This is a genomic window from Bradyrhizobium commune (genome assembly GCF_015624505.1).
In the GTDB taxonomy this organism is placed as follows: domain Bacteria; phylum Pseudomonadota; class Alphaproteobacteria; order Rhizobiales; family Xanthobacteraceae; genus Bradyrhizobium; species Bradyrhizobium commune.
Window position 1 is genome coordinate 6,203,218 of record NZ_CP061379.1, and the last position, 17,200, is coordinate 6,220,417.

The 17,200-nt window shown below is 64.6% G+C and carries 15 protein-coding genes; 9 read left to right on the forward strand and 6 right to left on the reverse strand.

Annotated elements, in window-relative coordinates; all coding sequences use genetic code 11:
• Nucleotides 1-38 precede the first annotated feature (38 nt).
• From IC761_RS29070 to IC761_RS29085, 4 genes are all read left to right on the forward strand, one after another.
• On the forward strand, nt 39-1,775 hold the full coding sequence (locus IC761_RS29070) for an adenylate/guanylate cyclase domain-containing protein (protein ID WP_195800103.1): 1,737 nt from the start codon (nt 39-41) through the stop codon (nt 1,773-1,775).
• 339 nt (nt 1,776-2,114) lie between these two features.
• Nucleotides 2,115-3,314 (forward strand): SorA family sulfite dehydrogenase catalytic subunit, encoded by a 1,200-nt coding sequence (gene sorA / locus IC761_RS29075; protein WP_195800104.1) that lies wholly within the window; start codon nt 2,115-2,117, stop codon nt 3,312-3,314.
• Nucleotides 3,315-3,325: 11 nt separating this feature from the next.
• Nucleotides 3,326-3,646: a SorB family sulfite dehydrogenase c-type cytochrome subunit gene (gene sorB / locus IC761_RS29080; RefSeq protein ID WP_195800105.1), complete on the forward strand. Its 321-nt coding sequence runs from the start codon at nt 3,326-3,328 to the stop codon at nt 3,644-3,646.
• A 208-nt stretch (nt 3,647-3,854) separates the two neighbouring features.
• Nucleotides 3,855-4,055 carry a cold-shock protein gene (locus IC761_RS29085; protein ID WP_008134691.1) on the forward strand — a complete coding sequence of 67 codons (201 nt, stop codon included), beginning with the start codon at nt 3,855-3,857 and terminating at the stop codon, nt 4,053-4,055.
• Nucleotides 4,056-4,224: 169 nt separating this feature from the next.
• Here the strand turns inward: IC761_RS29085 and IC761_RS29090 are convergent, their stop codons facing one another.
• Nucleotides 4,225-4,686, reverse strand: coding sequence for an Lrp/AsnC ligand binding domain-containing protein (locus IC761_RS29090; protein WP_018643717.1), 462 nt, complete (start codon nt 4,684-4,686; stop codon nt 4,225-4,227).
• Between the two features lie 114 nt (nt 4,687-4,800).
• On the opposite strand from IC761_RS29090, the gene putA reads away from it, so the two are divergent.
• Nucleotides 4,801-7,800: a bifunctional proline dehydrogenase/L-glutamate gamma-semialdehyde dehydrogenase PutA gene (putA, locus tag IC761_RS29095; RefSeq protein ID WP_195800106.1), complete on the forward strand. Its 3,000-nt coding sequence runs from the start codon at nt 4,801-4,803 to the stop codon at nt 7,798-7,800.
• A 3-nt stretch (nt 7,801-7,803) separates the two neighbouring features.
• Here the strand turns inward: putA and IC761_RS29100 are convergent, their stop codons facing one another.
• Nucleotides 7,804-9,891, reverse strand: coding sequence for a tetratricopeptide repeat protein (locus IC761_RS29100; protein WP_195800107.1), 2,088 nt, complete (start codon nt 9,889-9,891; stop codon nt 7,804-7,806).
• A gap of 230 nt (nt 9,892-10,121) precedes the next feature.
• Here IC761_RS29100 and IC761_RS29105 point away from each other — a divergent pair, with 230 nt between their 5' ends.
• Together IC761_RS29105 and IC761_RS29110 are read left to right on the forward strand one after the other, a co-directional pair.
• A complete protein-coding gene (locus IC761_RS29105) occupies nt 10,122-11,327 on the forward strand; it encodes a CaiB/BaiF CoA transferase family protein (RefSeq protein WP_195800108.1) in 1,206 nt (401 codons plus the stop codon).
• Nucleotides 11,328-11,586: 259 nt separating this feature from the next.
• Nucleotides 11,587-12,234: a glutathione S-transferase family protein gene (locus IC761_RS29110; protein ID WP_195800109.1), complete on the forward strand. Its 648-nt coding sequence runs from the start codon at nt 11,587-11,589 to the stop codon at nt 12,232-12,234.
• Between the two features lie 8 nt (nt 12,235-12,242).
• Here the strand turns inward: IC761_RS29110 and IC761_RS29115 are convergent, their stop codons facing one another.
• The 3 genes from IC761_RS29115 to IC761_RS29125 all read right to left on the reverse strand — a co-directional run bounded on the left by IC761_RS29115 (nt 12,243) and on the right by IC761_RS29125 (nt 15,068).
• Complete coding sequence (locus IC761_RS29115) at nt 12,243-12,407, reverse strand: hypothetical protein (RefSeq protein WP_177243364.1); 165 nt, start codon at nt 12,405-12,407, stop codon at nt 12,243-12,245.
• Nucleotides 12,408-12,455: 48 nt separating this feature from the next.
• Nucleotides 12,456-14,006, reverse strand: coding sequence for a hypothetical protein (locus IC761_RS29120; protein WP_195800110.1), 1,551 nt, complete (start codon nt 14,004-14,006; stop codon nt 12,456-12,458).
• A 93-nt stretch (nt 14,007-14,099) separates the two neighbouring features.
• Nucleotides 14,100-15,068 carry a hypothetical protein gene (locus IC761_RS29125; RefSeq protein WP_195804799.1) on the reverse strand — a complete coding sequence of 323 codons (969 nt, stop codon included), beginning with the start codon at nt 15,066-15,068 and terminating at the stop codon, nt 14,100-14,102.
• Between the two features lie 280 nt (nt 15,069-15,348).
• Between IC761_RS29125 and IC761_RS29130 the strand changes: the two genes are divergently transcribed.
• Both IC761_RS29130 and IC761_RS29135 read left to right on the forward strand, forming a co-directional pair.
• Nucleotides 15,349-15,720 (forward strand): Crp/Fnr family transcriptional regulator, encoded by a 372-nt coding sequence (locus IC761_RS29130; RefSeq protein ID WP_195800111.1) that lies wholly within the window; start codon nt 15,349-15,351, stop codon nt 15,718-15,720.
• On the forward strand, nt 15,717-16,529 hold the full coding sequence (locus tag IC761_RS29135; protein ID WP_195800112.1) for an MBL fold metallo-hydrolase: 813 nt from the start codon (nt 15,717-15,719) through the stop codon (nt 16,527-16,529). Before IC761_RS29130 ends, IC761_RS29135 begins: the two co-directional genes overlap by 4 nt.
• 171 nt (nt 16,530-16,700) lie before the next feature.
• Here the strand turns inward: IC761_RS29135 and IC761_RS29140 are convergent, their stop codons facing one another.
• Nucleotides 16,701-17,198, reverse strand: a complete 498-nt coding sequence (locus IC761_RS29140) for a TPM domain-containing protein (RefSeq protein WP_195800113.1) — start codon at nt 17,196-17,198, stop codon at nt 16,701-16,703.
• Nucleotides 17,199-17,200: the final 2 nt, after the last annotated feature.

Genomic DNA, 17,200 nt, shown 5'->3' on the forward strand with positions numbered 1-17,200 from the left:
GCTGGCTGTTCTCCTTGATGAACTGGTACAACCGAATCATGGCCGCCACCGCATCTTCACGATTGTCCGAACTCGTGCGCTCGACCAGCGCGCGGCAGGTGCGGCTGGTCTGCGGCGTTATCCTGTTCGCCTATGTGGTCAGCCACTTCCTGAACCATGCGCTCGGCAACATCTCGGTCGACGCCATGCAGGTGGGGGTCTACTACCACACGATTTTCTGGCGGTTCCTCCCCGTGACGATCGTGTTCTATGGCGCGGCCCTCACCCATATGGGGCTCGGCGTCTATGCGCTGTACCAGCGCCGGGAGTTCCGCTGGAAGGCGATCGAACCGATCCAGCTCGTGCTGGGCCTGAGCATCCCCGCACTGATCATGGCGCATGTGATCGGCGTGCGGCTCGGCCAGACGCTGTACGGCCACGAAAAGCTCTATCCGCAGGAGCTCTATCTGTTCTTCGTCGCCTCGCCCGGCCGGCTCTGGACGATGACGACCCTGCTCATCATCGCCTGGGTGCACGGCTGCATCGGAATTTATTTCTGGCTCCGCCTCAAGCCGTTCTTCATCCGCGCCGCGCCGTTCCTGCTGGCGGCCGCGGTGCTGATTCCGACGCTGGCGCTGCTCGGCATCTACCAGGGCGGCCGTAGCGTCACCGCCGACAGCGAAGACGGAGAATGGCGCACGCATAATTTCACGCAGCGCCAGGTCGGAACGGTCGCAGAGGCCGACACGCTCGACCGCATCACCGGCGGCCTCGTCATCGGCTATGTCGGCCTGCTCGGGCTGGTGTTGCTGGCGCGCGGCGTGCGCGGCTGGCGCGAGCGACGCGGCGGCATGATCGCGCTGTCTTACGGCAATGGAAAAACGGTGCGCGTGCCGAAAGGGCTCTCGGTGCTGGAGGCAAGCCTGCGCCATAACGTGCCGCATGCCAGCGTCTGCGGCGGCCGCGCCCGCTGCTCGACCTGCCGCATCCGTATCATCGGCGACCATGGCGCTCTGCCGGAGCCGTCGCAGCGCGAGGCTTTCGTGCTCGCCCGCGTCGGCACGGCCGATCCCTCGATCAGGCTCGCCTGCCAGCTGCGGCCGGACTGCGACCTCTCCTTCTTCCAGCTCTTCATGCCACATACGCTGTCGGCGAACGCGAATGCAACGTCGCCTGCTCGAATCGGTCAGGAGCGCTATCTCGTCAGCCTGTTCGTCGACATGCGCGGCTCGACGCAGCTCGCCGAGAAGCGGCTGCCGTTCGACACCGTCTTCATCGTCAACCGCTTCCTCGCAGCGGTGTCGCAAGCCGTGATCGAGAATGGCGGCCAGCCGAACCAGTTCGTCGGCGACGGCATGCTGGCGCTGTTCGGCCTGACCAGCGATCCGCAAGAAGCCTGCCGCCAGGCGCTGAAGGCCGTCGCCGGCATCGGCACCCATGTCGACGAGCTCAACGAGCTCCTGAGCCACGATCTGCGCCAGCCGATCCGCTTCGGCATCGGCGTCCATGGCGGCGAGGTGATCATCGGCGACATCGGCTATCGCGACCACATCGTCTTTACCGCGCTCGGCGATGCCGTCAATGTCGCAGCCCGCCTCCAGGACATGACCAAAACGCTGGCCTGCGAGGCGATCGTCTCGGAGGAGGTCCACCGCACCGCCGGCCTGCGCGACGACGCGCTGCCGCACCAGGAGGTCGCGATCCGCGGCCGCGACGAGCCGATGGTGGTGCGCGTCGTGGCGGACACGAGGAAATTGTCGGCCGTGATCGCACGCGGCGAGCGCGTCGCGGCGTAAGGCGAGCCACAAGGGAGGCGGTGCGCCCCCTCTCCCGCTTGCGGGAGAGGGTGTCTCCACAATGGGACAGTCCCCAAGAGGACAGAACCCTCACCCGCGTGCGGGACGATGCATCGCATCGCCCCGGGCGCAATCTCTCCTGCAAGCGGGAGAGGTGCACCGTCGTCGCGGCTACAGCTCTGCTCAATCTCATTGCAAACGTGACACCGCCTTGCTGCGTCGCAGCGGCATGGCGTGCTGCGAAAGCACGAATTGACTTCATCCGAGTCGTTGCGACAGATGGGCACGAGTCTCGCGGTGATGACCGCGAACCAACGGAAAGCTCCGGGAGGAGACTACATGTTCGATCGACGCGACCTGCTCAAAGGAGCGGGACTTGCCACACTTGCGACTGCACTGAACTCCACCAAAGCGCTGGCTCTCGACACCGTCACCCTGCCCTTCGCCAATGGCGAGCGGCCGCTGGTGAAATATCCGCAGAAGCGGCCGATGATCGGGCTCACCAGCCGGCCGCCCCAGCTCGAAACTCCCTTCGCGGTGTTCAACGACGGTCCGATCACGCCGAACAACGCGTTCTTCGTGCGCTATCACCTCGCCGATCTGCCCTACAATCTCGACCCCGACAAGTTCACGCTCGAGATCAAGGGCAAGGTCGACAAGCCGCTCAAGCTCTCGCTCAAAGACATCAGGAAGATGAAGGCGACCGAGATCGTCGCCGTGAATCAGTGCTCCGGCAACAGCCGCGGCCTCGTAGAGCCGCGCGTCGCCGGCGGCCAGCTCGCCAACGGCGCGATGGGCAATGCGCGCTGGCGCGGCGTGCCGCTGAAGACCCTGCTCGACATGGCAGGCGTGCAGGCCGGCGCCAAGCAGGTTACCTTCGGCGGCATGGACGGCCCGGTCAGTGACAAGACGCCGGATTTCGTCAAGGCGCTCGACCTCGATCATGCCGCCGACGGCGAGGTGATGCTGGCCTACGGCATGAACGGCGAGGACCTGCCGTTCCTCAACGGCTTTCCACTGCGCCTGATCGTGCCCGGCTATTACGGCACCTACTGGGTCAAGCATCTCAACGAGATCACCGTCATCGACAATGTCTATGATGGCTTCTGGATGAAGGGGGCCTATCGCATTCCCGATACGCCGAACAATTCGATCGAGCCCGGCACCACTCCCAAGGCGACGATCCCGATCAACCGCTTCACTATCCGCTCCTTCATCACCAGCGTCCCCGACGGCACCAAGCTGAAGCCAGGCCGCACCACGCTGCGCGGCATCGCCTTCGACGGCGGCAAGGGCATCAAGGATGTTTCGGTCTCCACCGATGGTGGCAAGACCTGGACGTCTGCCAAGCTCGGCAAGGATTTGGGCAACTACTCCTTCCGCGAATGGAAGCTGCCGGTGAAGCTCGCCGCGGGCTCCTACGAGCTCAAGGTGCGCGCCACCGGCAATTCCGGCGAGACGCAGCCGGATACGCCGCGCTGGAACCCGGCGGGTTATTTGCGCAACGTCGTCGAAACCACCCGCGTCAGCGTCGCCTGAGGAGAATTATCATGCAGCGCATCGTTCTCCTTATCGTCGCCCTGGCCGTCGGTTTTGCATCGCTTGCGACCGGCCCCGCCGTGACCGCGTCGCCCGTCAACTACCAGATCCCGGACGAGGTCGCCGCGTTCAAGCCCGGCCCCAATCTCGAAATCGTGCAGGGCAATTGCACCGCCTGCCACTCGGCCGACTACATCAACACGCAGCCGCAGATGAAGGACAAGAAAGGCTTCTGGCAGGCTGAAGTGACCAAGATGATCAAGGTCTACGGCGCGCCGATCGACGATGCCGACGTCGGCAAGATCGTCGACTATCTGGCCGCGACTTATTGACGGAGGGCGGGACGTGCGCGGGCCAATTGACCGCGAAACGGGCAAAACCGGTAAAAACGCCGCGAAGTTGAGCGATTTTCCGCAGATTGCCGATGTGGTTTGATCTACCAAGCCCGCCACATTCCGCGTATCCTGTTAGGACCGAACCGGCCGGTTGGCGGGGACTGGCGGTTCGCGATCTCGGAGGAAGACCCGCGGAGAAGACGTGATGGCTAAAGGTACGGTCAAGTGGTTCAATCCGACGAAGGGTTATGGATTTATCCAGCCTGCGTCGGGCGGCAAGGATGTGTTCGTGCATATCTCGGCAGTGCAGAAGGCCGGTCTGTCCTCCCTCAACGAGGGCCAGACGGTCGAGTATGAAGAGATCGCAAACCGGGGCAAGACGTCCGCAGAGAACCTCAAAGTATAAGCCCGCTGGCGTTTGCTGCCTCCCGGATTGATCCGGGAGTGGGGCCAAGAAAATTTTAGAAGACGATCAGTGCATTCGACGACAGGCGTTGCGATTGCGCACGGTAGGCTATTTGCCCGTAGAGATCGCGGTTCAGCGCCACAGCAATGACAATCGCGACCGCATGTCGTCAGCCCACCGGCAACGGTGCGTCGCGCTTGATCTCCTCCATCACCGCATAGGTGCGCGTCTCGCGCACGCCCGGCATCGACAGCAAGGTCTCGCCGAGGAAGCGTCGATACGCGGTCATGTCGGCAAGCCGCGCCTTCACGAGATAGTCGAAGCCTCCGGCAACCATGTGACACTCCAGCACCTCGGGCGCGAGTTTCACCGCGCGCGCAAAACGCTCGAAATTATCCGGCGTGGTCTTGTCGAGCAGCACCTCGACGAACACCAATAGGCCAAGACCGAGCCGGTGCGGATTGAGCCTGGCGCCATAGCCTTCGACAAATCCTTCTCGCTGGAGCCGCTTCAGCCGCTCGCCGATCGAGGTCGGCGACAGCCCGATGCGCTCGGCGAGTTCGACATTGGCGATTCGCCCATCCTCCTGCAAAATGGAGAGAATTTTGCGGTCGATTCGATCGAGTTCCATAATTTCTACGTTATATTGGCTATCTAGCTTCGGTTTCTAAGGCAAACTCGCTAATTTGTCTATCGAACTACGGTCATGCGGACCTTATCGTGGGTGGAAGCCACAGGACACGCCATGCCGAACATCCCGCCTCCCTTCACCGCGCCCTACGCGCCCGATGATGCCGAGATCGCCGCACGCCTCTTGCCGGCCGCGCATCTCAGCCCGCCGCAGGAGGCGCGGATCGACCGCAGCGCGACGCGCCTGATCGAGGCGATCCGCAAGCGCGACGACCGGCTCGGCGGCGTCGAGGACATGCTGCGGGAATTCGCACTCTCGACCAAGGAAGGCCTCGCGCTGATGGTGCTGGCGGAAGCGTTGCTGCGCGTGCCGGACGCCCGCACCGCCGACCAGTTCATCGAGGACAAGCTCGGCGAGGGCGACTTCATCCATCACGAAACCAAGTCCACCGCCTTCCTGGTCAACGCCTCGGCCTGGGCGCTTGGCCTGTCGGCGCGGGTGATCCAGCCCGGCGAGACGCCCGATGGCACCATCGGCCGGCTGGTGAAGCGGCTCGGCGCGCCGGCGGTACGCACCGCGACGCGCCAGGCGATGCGGCTGATGGGCAATCATTTCGTGCTCGGCGAGACCATCGAGCAGGCGCTGGAACGGGGCAAGCCCCGCTCCGGCCAAAAGCCGCGCTATTCCTTCGACATGCTCGGCGAAGGCGCGCGCACGGCCGCGGACGCCAGGCGCTATTTCGACGCCTATGCCAGCGCGATCGAAACCATCGGCAAAGCCGCGGGCAACCATCCCCTGCCCGACCGTCCCGGCATCTCCGTCAAACTCTCGGCGCTGCATCCGCGCTTCGAGGCGATCAGCCGCGCGCGTGTGATGGCCGAGTTGGTGCCGCAACTGCTCGACCTCGCCCGGCGCGCCAAGGCCTATGACCTCAATTTCACCGTCGATGCCGAGGAAGCCGACCGGCTGGAGCTGTCGCTCGACGTGATCGCGGCGACGCTGGCCGATCTCTCGCTCACCGGCTGGGACGGCTTTGGGCTCGCGATCCAGGCCTATCAGAAGCGTGCCAGCGCGGTGATCGACTACGTCCACGAGCTGGCGCGGCCGCACGACCGCAAGCTGATGGTGCGGCTGGTCAAGGGCGCCTATTGGGACACCGAGATCAAGCGCGCGCAGGAGCGCGGGCTCGACGGCTATCCCGTGTTCACGCGCAAGGCGATGACGGATCTGAACTACGTCGCCTGCGCATCGAAGCTGCTCGCCTTACGGCCGCGCATCTTCCCGCAATTTGCGACCCACAACGCGCTCACCGTCGCGACCGTGCTGGAGCTCGCTGGTGATGCTGGCGGCTTCGAATTCCAGCGCCTGCACGGCATGGGCGAGGCGCTCTACGAGCAGCTCGCCAAGGATCACCCCGACATCGCCTACCGCACCTATGCGCCGGTCGGCAGCCATCGCGATCTGCTCGCCTATCTGGTGCGGCGGTTGCTCGAGAACGGCGCCAACTCGTCCTTCGTGGCGCAAGCGGCCGATTATCGCGTGCCGGTCCCGGCGCTGTTGAAGCGCCCGGCCGATCTCATCATCCGGCCGGATCACGCGCACCACGCCAAGATCCCGCTGCCGGGAGATCTGTTCGCGCCGGAGCGGCATAATTCGGGCGGTATCGAGTTTGGTGAGCGCGCTGCGCTCGGCCGGCTGCTCACCGACGTCAGGGCCGAGACGATCGACCTCAAGCCGGTCACCGACGCAACGCCGGAACAGGCGGGCGCCGCGATCGCTGCGGCACGCGCGGGCTTCGCACGTTGGAGCCGGACGCCCGCCGCCACGCGCGCCGCAGCGCTGGAGCAGGCCGCGCATCTCCTGGAGAGCCGATCCGCCCATTTCATCGCGTTGCTCCAGCGCGAGGGCGGCAAGACGCTCGACGATGCGTTGTCTGAGCTGCGCGAAGCCGCCGACTTCTGCCGCTACTATGCCGCACAGGGCCGCAAGCTGTTCGGCCACGAGTCGGTGATGCCGGGCCCGACCGGCGAAAGCAACGCGCTCGCCATGCGCGGCCGCGGCGTGTTCGTCGCGATCTCGCCCTGGAATTTTCCGCTGGCGATCTTTCTCGGCCAGGTCACGGCGGCGCTGATGGCCGGCAACAGCGTGGTGGCAAAGCCCGCCGAGCAGACGCCGCGTATCGCCCTTGAAGCGGTGCGGCTGCTGCACGAGGTCGGCATTCCCGCAAGCGCACTGCATCTCGTCATCGGCGACGGCCGCATCGGCGCGGTGCTGACCGCGCACCCCGATATCGCCGGCGTCGTCTTCACGGGCTCGACCGAGGTCGCACGCGCCATCAATCGCACGCTCGCCGCCAAGGACGGCCCGATCGTGCCGCTGATCGCGGAGACCGGCGGCATCAACGCCATGATCGCGGATGCCACCGCGCTGCCCGAGCAGGTCGCCGACGACGTCGTGACCTCGGCCTTCCGCTCTGCCGGCCAGCGCTGCTCAGCGCTGCGGCTCCTGTTCGTGCAGGAGGACGTTGCCGACCGCATGATCGAGATGATCGCGGGCGCGGCGCGCGAGCTTAGGATCGGCGATCCCGGCGAGGTCGCGACCCATGTCGGCCCGGTGATCGACGTCGAGGCCAAGCAGCGGCTGGACGCGCATATCGCGCGGATGAAGAGCGAGGCGCGCCTGCATTTTGCAGGCGTTGCCGCAGAGGGCCGCTTCGTCGCACCGCACATCTTCGAGCTCAAGGAGGCCAGCCAGCTCACCGAAGAGGTATTTGGCCCGATCCTGCATGTGGTGCGCTACCGTGCCGAAAGCCTCGAACGCGTGCTGCAAGCGATTGAGCGCACCGGCTATGGGCTGACGCTCGGCGTCCACTCGCGCATCGACGACACGGTCGAGGCGATCATCGACCGCGTCCAGGTCGGCAACCTCTACGTCAACCGCAACATGATCGGCGCCGTCGTCGGCGTGCAGCCGTTCGGCGGCAACGGCCTGTCCGGAACCGGCCCCAAGGCCGGCGGCCCGCATTATCTCGCGCGCTTTGCCACCGAGCAGACGGTGACCATCAACACGGCGGCCGCAGGCGGCAACGCCGCGCTGCTCGCGGGCGAGGAGTAGAACTCAAAGGCAGGTATCGTTGGTGCCGGACTTTCCGGAATTGCCGCACGGAATGCGTTTGGAGAGCTGCTGGATCTTGAGCTTGGACTGCGCCTGCGCCGCGATGTCGAACACGCTTGCCGGCGCCAGCTGGGTGGCGCTGCGATAGTCGTCGGTCGCCTTGTCCAGATCGCCCTTGGCCTCATAGGCGCCCGCGCGTGCGAAATAACGCTCGATGGTCGGTTTCTGCACGATCGCCTTGCCGAGGTCGTCCAGCGCCTTGTCGTATTGCTTCATCGACGTGAAGGCGATCCCGCGCAGAGCGAGCGCATCCGGATCGTTCGGCCGTATCCCCAGCACCGCATCGAGATCGGTCATGGCGTGAGGTGCATCCTTCTTGGCGAGATACGCGCGTGCGCGGAGGGTGCGCACGAATGCGTCGGCGGGCGACTTGCCGGCGAGCTGATCGAGCGCCACGATGGCGCGGTCGTATTGTCCGGAGACCAGCATCGCCAGCCCCTGGCCAAGCTCGGCCGTCTGATTATTGGGATTGCGATCGAGCGCGTTCTTGACGTCAACGAGGCCCTCGGCGGTGTTCCCCTTCAGCAGCAGCACCAGCCCGCGCGACGCACGCGCGGTGTCGTTGAGGGGATTGAGCACCAGCGAACGGTCGAAATCGACCACGGCCTTGTCGTTCTGGTTCAGTCCCATATAGGCCTGACCGCGCTCGGAATACGCCATGTAATCCTTGTCATTGAGCGCGATCGAGCGATCGTAGTCGGCGATGGCATCCTGGAATTTGCCAGTGAGCCGGCTGACCATGCCGCGGCAGACCAAGGCTGCGGCATTGTTCGGATTGAAACTGAGCGCCTGATTGACATCCGCCGTGGCCTGATCGAACTGCCTCATGCCGATCAAGGCCACCGACCGCGAGGTCAGCAATTGCGAATCGTTCGGCTTCATCCTGAGGAGTACGTCGAGATCGGTCCGTGCCTCGGCGAAGCGAGACAATGACAGGTTGGCGGCCACACGTAATTTGAGCGCAGCCTGGTTGCGGGGATCGGCCGCAAGCACCGTGTTGAGGCGCGGCAGGGCATCGGCGAATTTCTTCTGCGTGATCAGTTGCGCCGCCTCGCTCAGGCCCGGCGCGAGCGCCGGGATCGTCCCCTGCGGGATCGTTGCCAGCGGGACCATTGGCTGCGGTGCGGCAGGCGGCGGAGCGACGGCGGCTGCCTTGGGAGCAGCGGCAGCGGGCGGCCCACCCTGCACTTTCGCGAGCTCCGCCTGCATCGCCATGGCCGACTGTTTCTGCTGAAGCGCGGCCGGATCGTTTGGAGCCACTGACAGCACCTTGTCGAAATCCGCGATCGCGCGCGTGTAGTCGCCCTTGGAGCTGAACAGCTGCCCCCGGGCGAAATAGGAGCCGCGATCGACCTGCGGCGTCTGCGCGATCGCCCGCGAAAAATCCTCGATGGCGTGATCGATGTCGCCCTTGCGGCGATAGACCTGGCCACGCCAGAAGAAGGCAGCCGGCAGGCTCGCACTCATCGAGATCGCGGTGTTGAGATCGGTCATCGCCTGATCGAGCTGGGCCAGCTCGACATAGACCCGTGCGCGCCCGACATAGGCCTGCGCGAAGTCCTGGCGCAGGCTGAGCGCCTGGGTGAAATCCGCAGCCGCGTCCGTCCACTGCTTCTGATCGGTCTTCAGGCCGCCCCGCGCCGCATAGGCATTCGGACTCTTGGGATCGAGCTCGATGGCCTGGGTGATGTCGGCGAGCGCGCCGTCGAAATTCTGCTTGCGCTGCCGCGCATAGCCGCGCGACAGCAAGGCAGGCACCGATTTCGGGTTGAGCTGGACCGCGGCATCGGCGTCCGCCAGCCCCGCATCGAGATTGGCGCGGCCCATGAACACACGCGATCTGTTCACATAAGCGCGAACACGCTCGTCGGCGGTGCGAGCCTGGTCATTGATGACGGCGCCACAGGCGGCCTCGACCTTCTCGGACGGCGGGCCGTTGCAGTCTTCGATGTCGCCCGCTTGGGCCGAACCGGACACGACGCACAATATCAGGAACGCGACGGACACCAGGCGAACGACGGAGATCGACATAACCGGCGAATCCTTGGACGAACATCAACCTGCGCGAAGCGGCGCAGCAGGTCGGCCAAGCTGTACAACCGAGGCGAGCGGATTGCCATAACCGTCTGGCATGCCGGCCCCGAGAAAGCGATGGCCGGACGGCGTTGCATCCGGCCGGAACATCGGTCAAATGATTGTGCTGTCAGAATTTGTGAATTCCAGCCAGCGGGAAACAACAAGAGCGAGGGAGCAACGCCGCGATGGAAAAAGGCATTTTTGCGGGGCTGAAGGTTCTGGACTGCGCGAGCTTCATCGCAGCGCCTGCGGCGGCGACCGTGCTGTCGGATTTCGGCGCCGATGTCATCAAGATCGAGCCGCCCGGCGCCGGCGATCCCTACCGCAATCTGCCGAACCTGCCGGGCTATCCGACCGGCGAGCACAATTTCGCCTGGCTCTTGGAGGCCCGCAACAAGAAGAGTCTCGCGCTCGACCTCTCCAAGCCCGAGGCGCAGGCCGTGCTCTACAAGCTTGTGGAGGAGGCCGACGTCTTCATCACCAACATGCCGCCGCCGGTGCGGACCAAGCTCGGCATCACCTATGACCACCTCGCCCATCTCAATGACCGGCTGATCTACGCCTCCTTCACCGGCTATGGCGAGAAGGGCGAGGAGGCCAACAAGCCCGGCTTCGACAGCAACGCCTATTGGGCGCGCTCCGGCCTGATGGATCTGGTTCGCGCCGACACCGACACCACGCCGGCCCGCTCGGTCGCCGGCATGGGCGACCATCCCTGCGCCATGGCGCTGTACAGCGCGATCGTCACCGCGCTCTATCAGCGCGAGAAGACGGGTAAGGGTTCGCATGTCGCCTCCAACCTGATGGCGAACGGCGTATGGGCGGCGAGCGTGCTGGCGCAGGCAAAGCTCTGCGGCGCCAAGTTCGGCGAGCGTCGCCCGCGCGAGCGCGCGCTCAATGCGGTCGCCAACCACTATCAGTGCAAGGACGGGCGCTGGCTGATCCTGTCGCTGCTCAGCGAGGAAAAGCAGTTTCCGACGCTGGCCAAATGCCTCGGCCGCGAAGACCTGATCACCGATCCGCGCTTCGCCACCAAGCCGGACCGCCACGCCCGCTCGATCGAGCTGATCAAGATCTTTGACGAGACCTTCGCGACCAGGGACCTCGCCGAATGGCGAAAAATCCTCGACGGCAACGGGCTGGTGTTCGGCATCGTCGGCATTCTGGACGACATTCCGAACGACAAGCAGATGCTCGACAACGAGGTGCTGGTGCCGTTCGAGAACGACACCATGCTCACCATCTCCAGCCCGATCTGGATCGACGGCACCAGGAAGGTTCAGCCGCGCAAGCCGCCGGGCGTCGGCGAGCACAGTGACGAGATTTTGCGTGGCGCGGGATACGACGAGGCCGCGATCAAGCAGCTGCGGTCGAAGGGGGCTGTGGGGTAAGGCAGCGCCTCACACTCCCGTGTCGTCCCGGCGAAGGCCGGGACCCATACGCCGCAGCAGTAGTTGCGGCACGAGCCGGTCATTGCCAATCTTCGCCAAACCAAGATTTGTGGTTATGGGTCCCGGCCTTCGCCGGGACGACACTAAGTGTGTAGTTGCGGCTCGGCTACAGATGCATTGCTGGATTGCTTCGCCGCGCTCGCAATGACGGCGTGGGACGATGTAGCTTCACCGCCAATATAGTGTCCCGCGAGGTCCCATGCCTAGCTACCGCCTGCACTACTTCCCCGAATCCGGCAACAGCTACAAGCTGGCGCTGATGCTGACGCTGTGCGGCGAGACATTCGAGCCGGTCTGGACCGATTTCGGCGGCGGCGTCACGCGCACGGCGGAGTGGCGCAAGGCCGTCAACGAGATGGGCGAGATTCCCGTGCTCGAGGTCGACGGCGTGAAGATGACCCAGACCGCGCCGCTCCTGCTGAAGCTAGCCGAGCAGTACGGGCGTTTCGGCGCCGAGACGGAGGCGAAAAAGTTCGAGCTATTGCGCTGGTTGTTCTGGGACAACCACAAGCTCACCGGCTACATGGCGACCTATCGCTTCATGCGGGCCTTCACCGAGACAAACGATCCGCAGGTGCTGAAGCACTTCCGCCGGCGGCTCGACGATTTCCTCGGTATTCTCGACGGCCATCTCCAGCACAACGCCTTCGCGATCGGCGCGAAACCGACGGTCGCCGATATCTCGATGATGGCCTATCTGCATTATCCGAGCGACGAGCACGGCTTCAATTTCGCGGAAAGCCATCCCGCCGTCCACGCCTGGCTTGGCCGCATGGCCGCGCTGCCCGGCTGGAAGCCTGCGTATGAACTCCTGCCCGGCAAGCGGATGACGAACTACGCGAAGTGAGGCGCTCTCTACCGCAGCGCCAGCCAGCCGAGCGTGAACAGGATCCCGCCGATAATCACCACCACCGCGACCGCCCAGGTGCTGACGCGGATGCTGCCGGTGACCTGTTTGGCTTCCTCATTGCGCGCGATCTCGCGATTGCGCTCCTTGTTGGCGTCGCTGGTGTCCGTCATGGGTCATCCAAATCGTTTGTCTTGTGCGTGACCTTTTGGGATCACGCGCTAACGCGTCTTGATGAAGCACATGCCGATGCGGCTCGATGCCGAAGCAGCCTGACAGGTGAGACCCTTAGCACAGGTCCATGACGTAAAACTCTTGTCAGCCGGTCCCGATCCCGGGTTTTGCAAATAACAATGCGCACCCCAGCCGTCCTGGTATTCGGTGCCAGCGAGCTCCCGGCTGCCGCGGGCCTGCGGCCGGCTGGCAAATCCGCGTGAAAAATCAGGATGTTTGCCTTCGGCGAACGCGGTCAGGATGTCGCGGCGGCGGAGCTGGTCGCCGACGAAATGCGGCGAGGCCGGCACGATGGTGGCGTTGGACGGCTTGTCCGCGAGCCAATCGACGCCGGGGAAATGGAAGCCGCCGATGCCGCGGGTCTGGTGGCAGCCGGAGCAGGTGACATCGTTGAGTCGACGCTGAAAGCCCGCGACCGAGCGGATGTTCTCCATGGTGATGCCGCGCGTAGCCGCCTGCTTCAGCGCGCCGACCACGTCGCTGTCGGTGAAGACGGGGTCGTCTTTGCCTTCCCCTTTTCCTTCCCCTTGCACCATGCCGAACTCCGGCTGCAAGTCCGACGCATCGAATCCGGCCGGCGTCAGCGCGATCGCACTCTTGGCCAGGAACTTCTCCGGGATCAGCACCGTGCCGCGATCGAAGTCGCGAAAATTCTCGGGCGCGAGCAGCCAGGTCTTGAAGTCACGCCGCAGCGCGTCGTCGGCAAGAATGCGGTCGCGGTCGATCTGGTTCTCCAGCGTCGATTCCACGAACTGTTTCGTGGCGGCGTCATACTTGAACACCTTCAAGAGATAGTCGGAGCGAAAATCGTGCAGCGCCGATTTCGGCGCGATCGAGATCTGGATGTTGGTCTCGATGCGATCGACCATCGCGTCATAGGGGAAGACATGACCGCCGATCAGCCCCTGCCAGTCGCCATGGTCGAGCCAGCGCCGCGCGACCTCGGCACAGGTGACCGGCTTGCCGTTGGCTTCGGTCTGACGCGCATCTCGCGCCTTCATGATCAGATTGAAGGTCATGGGCAGGCGCGTCGCCGACTTGCTGCCGTCGACCCTGGTCTCGAACCGCGCCAGACGATAGATCAGCCGGATCTCGCCGCAGGATTCTTCCGATACATAAGCGCGATCCATGCGGTTGACGATGCCGGCCAGCACAAAGTGCGTATCGGGCGATTTCAGATTGGCGCGATCGAACAGCTGAACGTCAAAGCCTTCGCCGACACCGATCGTCTCGTTCGGCGACGCCGCCTTGTGCTGGGCAATATAGCGATCGAATTCCGCGTCGATCGCGGGGAGAATTGGTGCGAGCTGCGGCAGCGACGAGAACAGCTGATCGGTCATCAGCGGAAAATTCGCGTTCCGCTCGAGCCACAGCAGGCGCGAGATCGTGAGGACGTCGTCCTCATCGAGCTTTCGCAGGAGATCGGGATCGGTGATTGCCGTGCCACGCGTCAGCGACGCGTTCTCTGTTGCCGATAGCGACATGGCGCCGCCGAACAACACGACGACAGCAACCAGAATTCGCAACGCGCGGCTCATGCCTCCACTAACACCGCACTTCGCCGCCTATTCAAGCAAAAAGGCGCTTCACATGGTGGTGAAGCGCCTCTTCGACAGTCGGATAACCAGCGCTTAGCGCGCGGTGATGAGGCCCTTGCTGGTGACGACCACCCAGCGGCCGTCCTGGCGCCGGATCGCATCGATGCGGCCGAGGCCCGGCACGGGATCGCCGGCATAGACCTCATAGAGGCCTCCACGGCCTTCGATCAGCGCCCCGCCATTGGAGACGTCGCGGAGCACCCAGCCCTCGACGGTCGGCAGACGGCCGACCTCACTCTTGGGCGCGGCGGGCACAGGCGCCGGCGCGGCAGCGGCGATCGCGACCTGGGTCGGCGCAATCGAACCGGTGGTTTCCTTCGCGGGCACCGCGGCGGCGGCCTGCGGCGCGGGCGCAGCCGGCGGCGTGGCGCGGAGCTTGTCGACGGTCTCGGAGAGCTTTGCGAGCTTGGCCATCGGCTCGGCCTGCGCCTTCTCGAGCTTGTCGAGGCGGTCGTTGGCCCGGTTGAACTGGCTGAGACCGTTCTTGGAGGTGTGCTCGACATTGGCCTTGAGCGCGACGAGATCGGCATCGATCCGGGCGACGGAGGCGTCCAGCGCGCCGGTGTCGGCAACCTGGGCCGGCGCAGGGCCTGCGAAATGCATCATGCCGGCGGTCGCGAGCGCGCCGCTGATGGCGCCGACGCAGGCCGCGATCGCCACGACCGCGGCCATTGCCGACAGGCGCTTGCCGCCGGTCTCGCGCGTCTCGTCGGCCTTCACGTGCGGGGCGAACTCCTCGCGGTCCCACGAACGGTCCGAGGGGGCCATCACGATGAGCTTGCCGGACTTGGGTTCGGGCTTGGTTTCAGCTTCCGGCGCGGCGCTGATTTTGGGCAGCTCGATCCGGGGCGGCTCGACCTTCGGCGCATCCGGCATCACCGGATCAGGCTTGGGCGGCGCCTCGTGGTCAGGGGCGATCGAGGGGGCATCAATGCCGGGGGCGGCGGCGCCAGTCCGGTCACCAGTCGGGTCGCCAGTCTCTTGGCCGGCCAGTTCGGGCATGGGTTCGCTCACGGCTCAAATACTCCAGTCTGGGTTGACCTTTTGGTAACTTTCATTGCTTGCGAATTCCTTACCTCGGGACCCGCTTACCGAAATTTTAGGAACTCGTCCGAGGCCGAATTGGGTCGGGAAAGTGGAACCGGCGTGGCGGTGTGCAACAAATTGTCAACCCATGCTGCCCTGCGGCAGGCGACCCGGCTTAGCCGAAGGGGTTGTTTGCCCGTCACGGTTCCCCGGCTAACATGCCCGTCCCGTCCGCCAGAAAGGCTTTGGGAGTGCCATGACGATCGAGAAATGCATCAACGAGTTTGGTGTCGATGACATCATCTTCGAGGAAGGCTCGACCGGCCGCGAGCTGTTCGTCGTGCTCGACGGCGAAGTCGAGATCGCCAAGGTCAACGGCGCCAGCAAGACCAGCATCATCAGGCTCGGCAAGGGCGAGTTCTTCGGCGAGATGGCCGTGATCGACGGCTCCGCACGTTCGGCGACGGCGATCGCGGCGGCGCCGAACACGAAGGTGATGAAGATCAACCACGCCCGCTTCGTCTATCTCGTCAGCCAGCAACCGGCTTTCGCGCTGATGGTGATGGACGCACTCTCGAAACGGTTGCGGGCCTCCAACGCCGTTACCTACCGTGCGGCGCAACCATGAGCGAACGGAAGCCCACCGCCTTCCCGATCCTGATGAAGAACGACACCTGCTCGCTGATCCAGGCGGCGGAGGACGTCTATCAGATCCGCTTCTCCAACCGCGCCGCCAACGCCTATCTGGTGCGCGGCTCGGCGCGCACCATCATGATCGATGTCGGCCTGTCCTCGAACTATCCGGCGATGGTCGAGTGCCTCAACTTCGCGGGCTGCCCGCCCGAGAAGATCGACATGGTGGTGCTGAGCCACGAGCATCTCGACCATATCGGTGCGGCCTGGCACTTCAATGAACGCCGCACCTTCATCGCCGCGCACCGGCTCGCCGCCAACAAAATCATGCTGCGCGACGACTTCTCGATGCTGCGCAAGATGTTCAACGAGCCGAACGTGCCGATCAACATCGACATCTGGCTCGAGGAAGGAAATCTGATCGATCTCGGCAATTTCCGCCTCAACGTGATGTACACGCCGGGCCACACCTCGGCCTGCATCACGCTGTTCGACCAGGACAAGGGCCTGTTGTTCGCCGCCGACACGCTGATGCCCGGCGGCGTGATGGGCGGCGTGTTCGGCTCCGGCAGCATCTCCGACTACATCCAGTCGCTGGAACGGCTGAAGGGGCTGAATTCCAAGATCCTGCTGTCAGGCCACGGTCGGCTGTCGGACACGCCACAGGACGACGTGCGGATCGCGATTGCACGGTCGCACGCCTTGCTGGAGGACACTGCGCAGCTGTTCGATGCGCTGGACGCGCGCTCGAATTTCGAGCCGATCATGCAATCGGTGCGGGATCTGAACAAGCTGGATGATTGACTCGGCGGTGGGGGAGTCGAGCAGCCACGTTCACATCGTCGTCCCGGCGAAGGCCGGGACCCATAACCACAGGGAGCAGTTTGGCGAAGACGGGTCGCCCGGAGCTCGCACCGCACGCAATCGATGGACCTCGCGGTATGGGTCCCGGCCTTCGCCGGGACGACGTCGAGGTCACATCACCACCGGCTTGTCTGGCAGCTCGTTGGGATGCGGTCCAGCCGGCGGGAAATGCTTCGCCAGTTCGCGCGACACCGCAGCGATCCCGTCGATCACGCCGCGCTCGAATTGCCCGGACCTGAACTTGGCCTCCATGGCGCGGCAGATGGTCTCCCAGCCTGCCGCCCCCACCTTGGCGTCGATGCCGCGGTCGGCGATGATCTCGACGTCGCGATCGGCGAGCAGGAGATAGATCAGCACGCCGTTGTTGTGCGCGGTGTCCCAGATCCGCAAATGCGAAAACACATCGAGCGCGCGCTCGCGGGCGTGCTGGTTGCGAAACAGCGGACGGCCATCGAGCGCACCTTCGACGACAAAGCGCACCTGGCCGGAATGCGTCGTCTCGCCTTGCCTGATCGCCTGCTCGATGCGGTCGAGCACCTCTTGCGGAAACACCTGCTTCGCACGCCAATGGTGCTGGAGGAGATGCCGGGTAATGCGCCCAATGCTCATGA

Coding starts and splice junctions, on each gene's coding strand:
- IC761_RS29070 (WP_195800103.1), top strand. CDS start 39: ATGGCCGCCACCGCATCTTCACGATTGTCCGAACTCGTGCGCTCGACC.
- sorA (WP_195800104.1), top strand. CDS start 2,115: ATGTTCGATCGACGCGACCTGCTCAAAGGAGCGGGACTTGCCACACTT.
- sorB (WP_195800105.1), top strand. CDS start 3,326: ATGCAGCGCATCGTTCTCCTTATCGTCGCCCTGGCCGTCGGTTTTGCA.
- IC761_RS29085 (WP_008134691.1), top strand. CDS start 3,855: ATGGCTAAAGGTACGGTCAAGTGGTTCAATCCGACGAAGGGTTATGGA.
- IC761_RS29090 (WP_018643717.1), bottom strand. CDS start 4,686: ATGGAACTCGATCGAATCGACCGCAAAATTCTCTCCATTTTGCAGGAG.
- putA (WP_195800106.1), top strand. CDS start 4,801: ATGCCGAACATCCCGCCTCCCTTCACCGCGCCCTACGCGCCCGATGAT.
- IC761_RS29100 (WP_195800107.1), bottom strand. CDS start 9,891: ATGTCGATCTCCGTCGTTCGCCTGGTGTCCGTCGCGTTCCTGATATTG.
- IC761_RS29105 (WP_195800108.1), top strand. CDS start 10,122: ATGGAAAAAGGCATTTTTGCGGGGCTGAAGGTTCTGGACTGCGCGAGC.
- IC761_RS29110 (WP_195800109.1), top strand. CDS start 11,587: ATGCCTAGCTACCGCCTGCACTACTTCCCCGAATCCGGCAACAGCTAC.
- IC761_RS29115 (WP_177243364.1), bottom strand. CDS start 12,407: ATGACGGACACCAGCGACGCCAACAAGGAGCGCAATCGCGAGATCGCG.
- IC761_RS29120 (WP_195800110.1), bottom strand. CDS start 14,006: ATGAGCCGCGCGTTGCGAATTCTGGTTGCTGTCGTCGTGTTGTTCGGC.
- IC761_RS29125 (WP_195804799.1), bottom strand. CDS start 15,068: ATGCCCGAACTGGCCGGCCAAGAGACTGGCGACCCGACTGGTGACCGG.
- IC761_RS29130 (WP_195800111.1), top strand. CDS start 15,349: ATGACGATCGAGAAATGCATCAACGAGTTTGGTGTCGATGACATCATC.
- IC761_RS29135 (WP_195800112.1), top strand. CDS start 15,717: ATGAGCGAACGGAAGCCCACCGCCTTCCCGATCCTGATGAAGAACGAC.
- IC761_RS29140 (WP_195800113.1), bottom strand. CDS start 17,198: ATGAGCATTGGGCGCATTACCCGGCATCTCCTCCAGCACCATTGGCGT.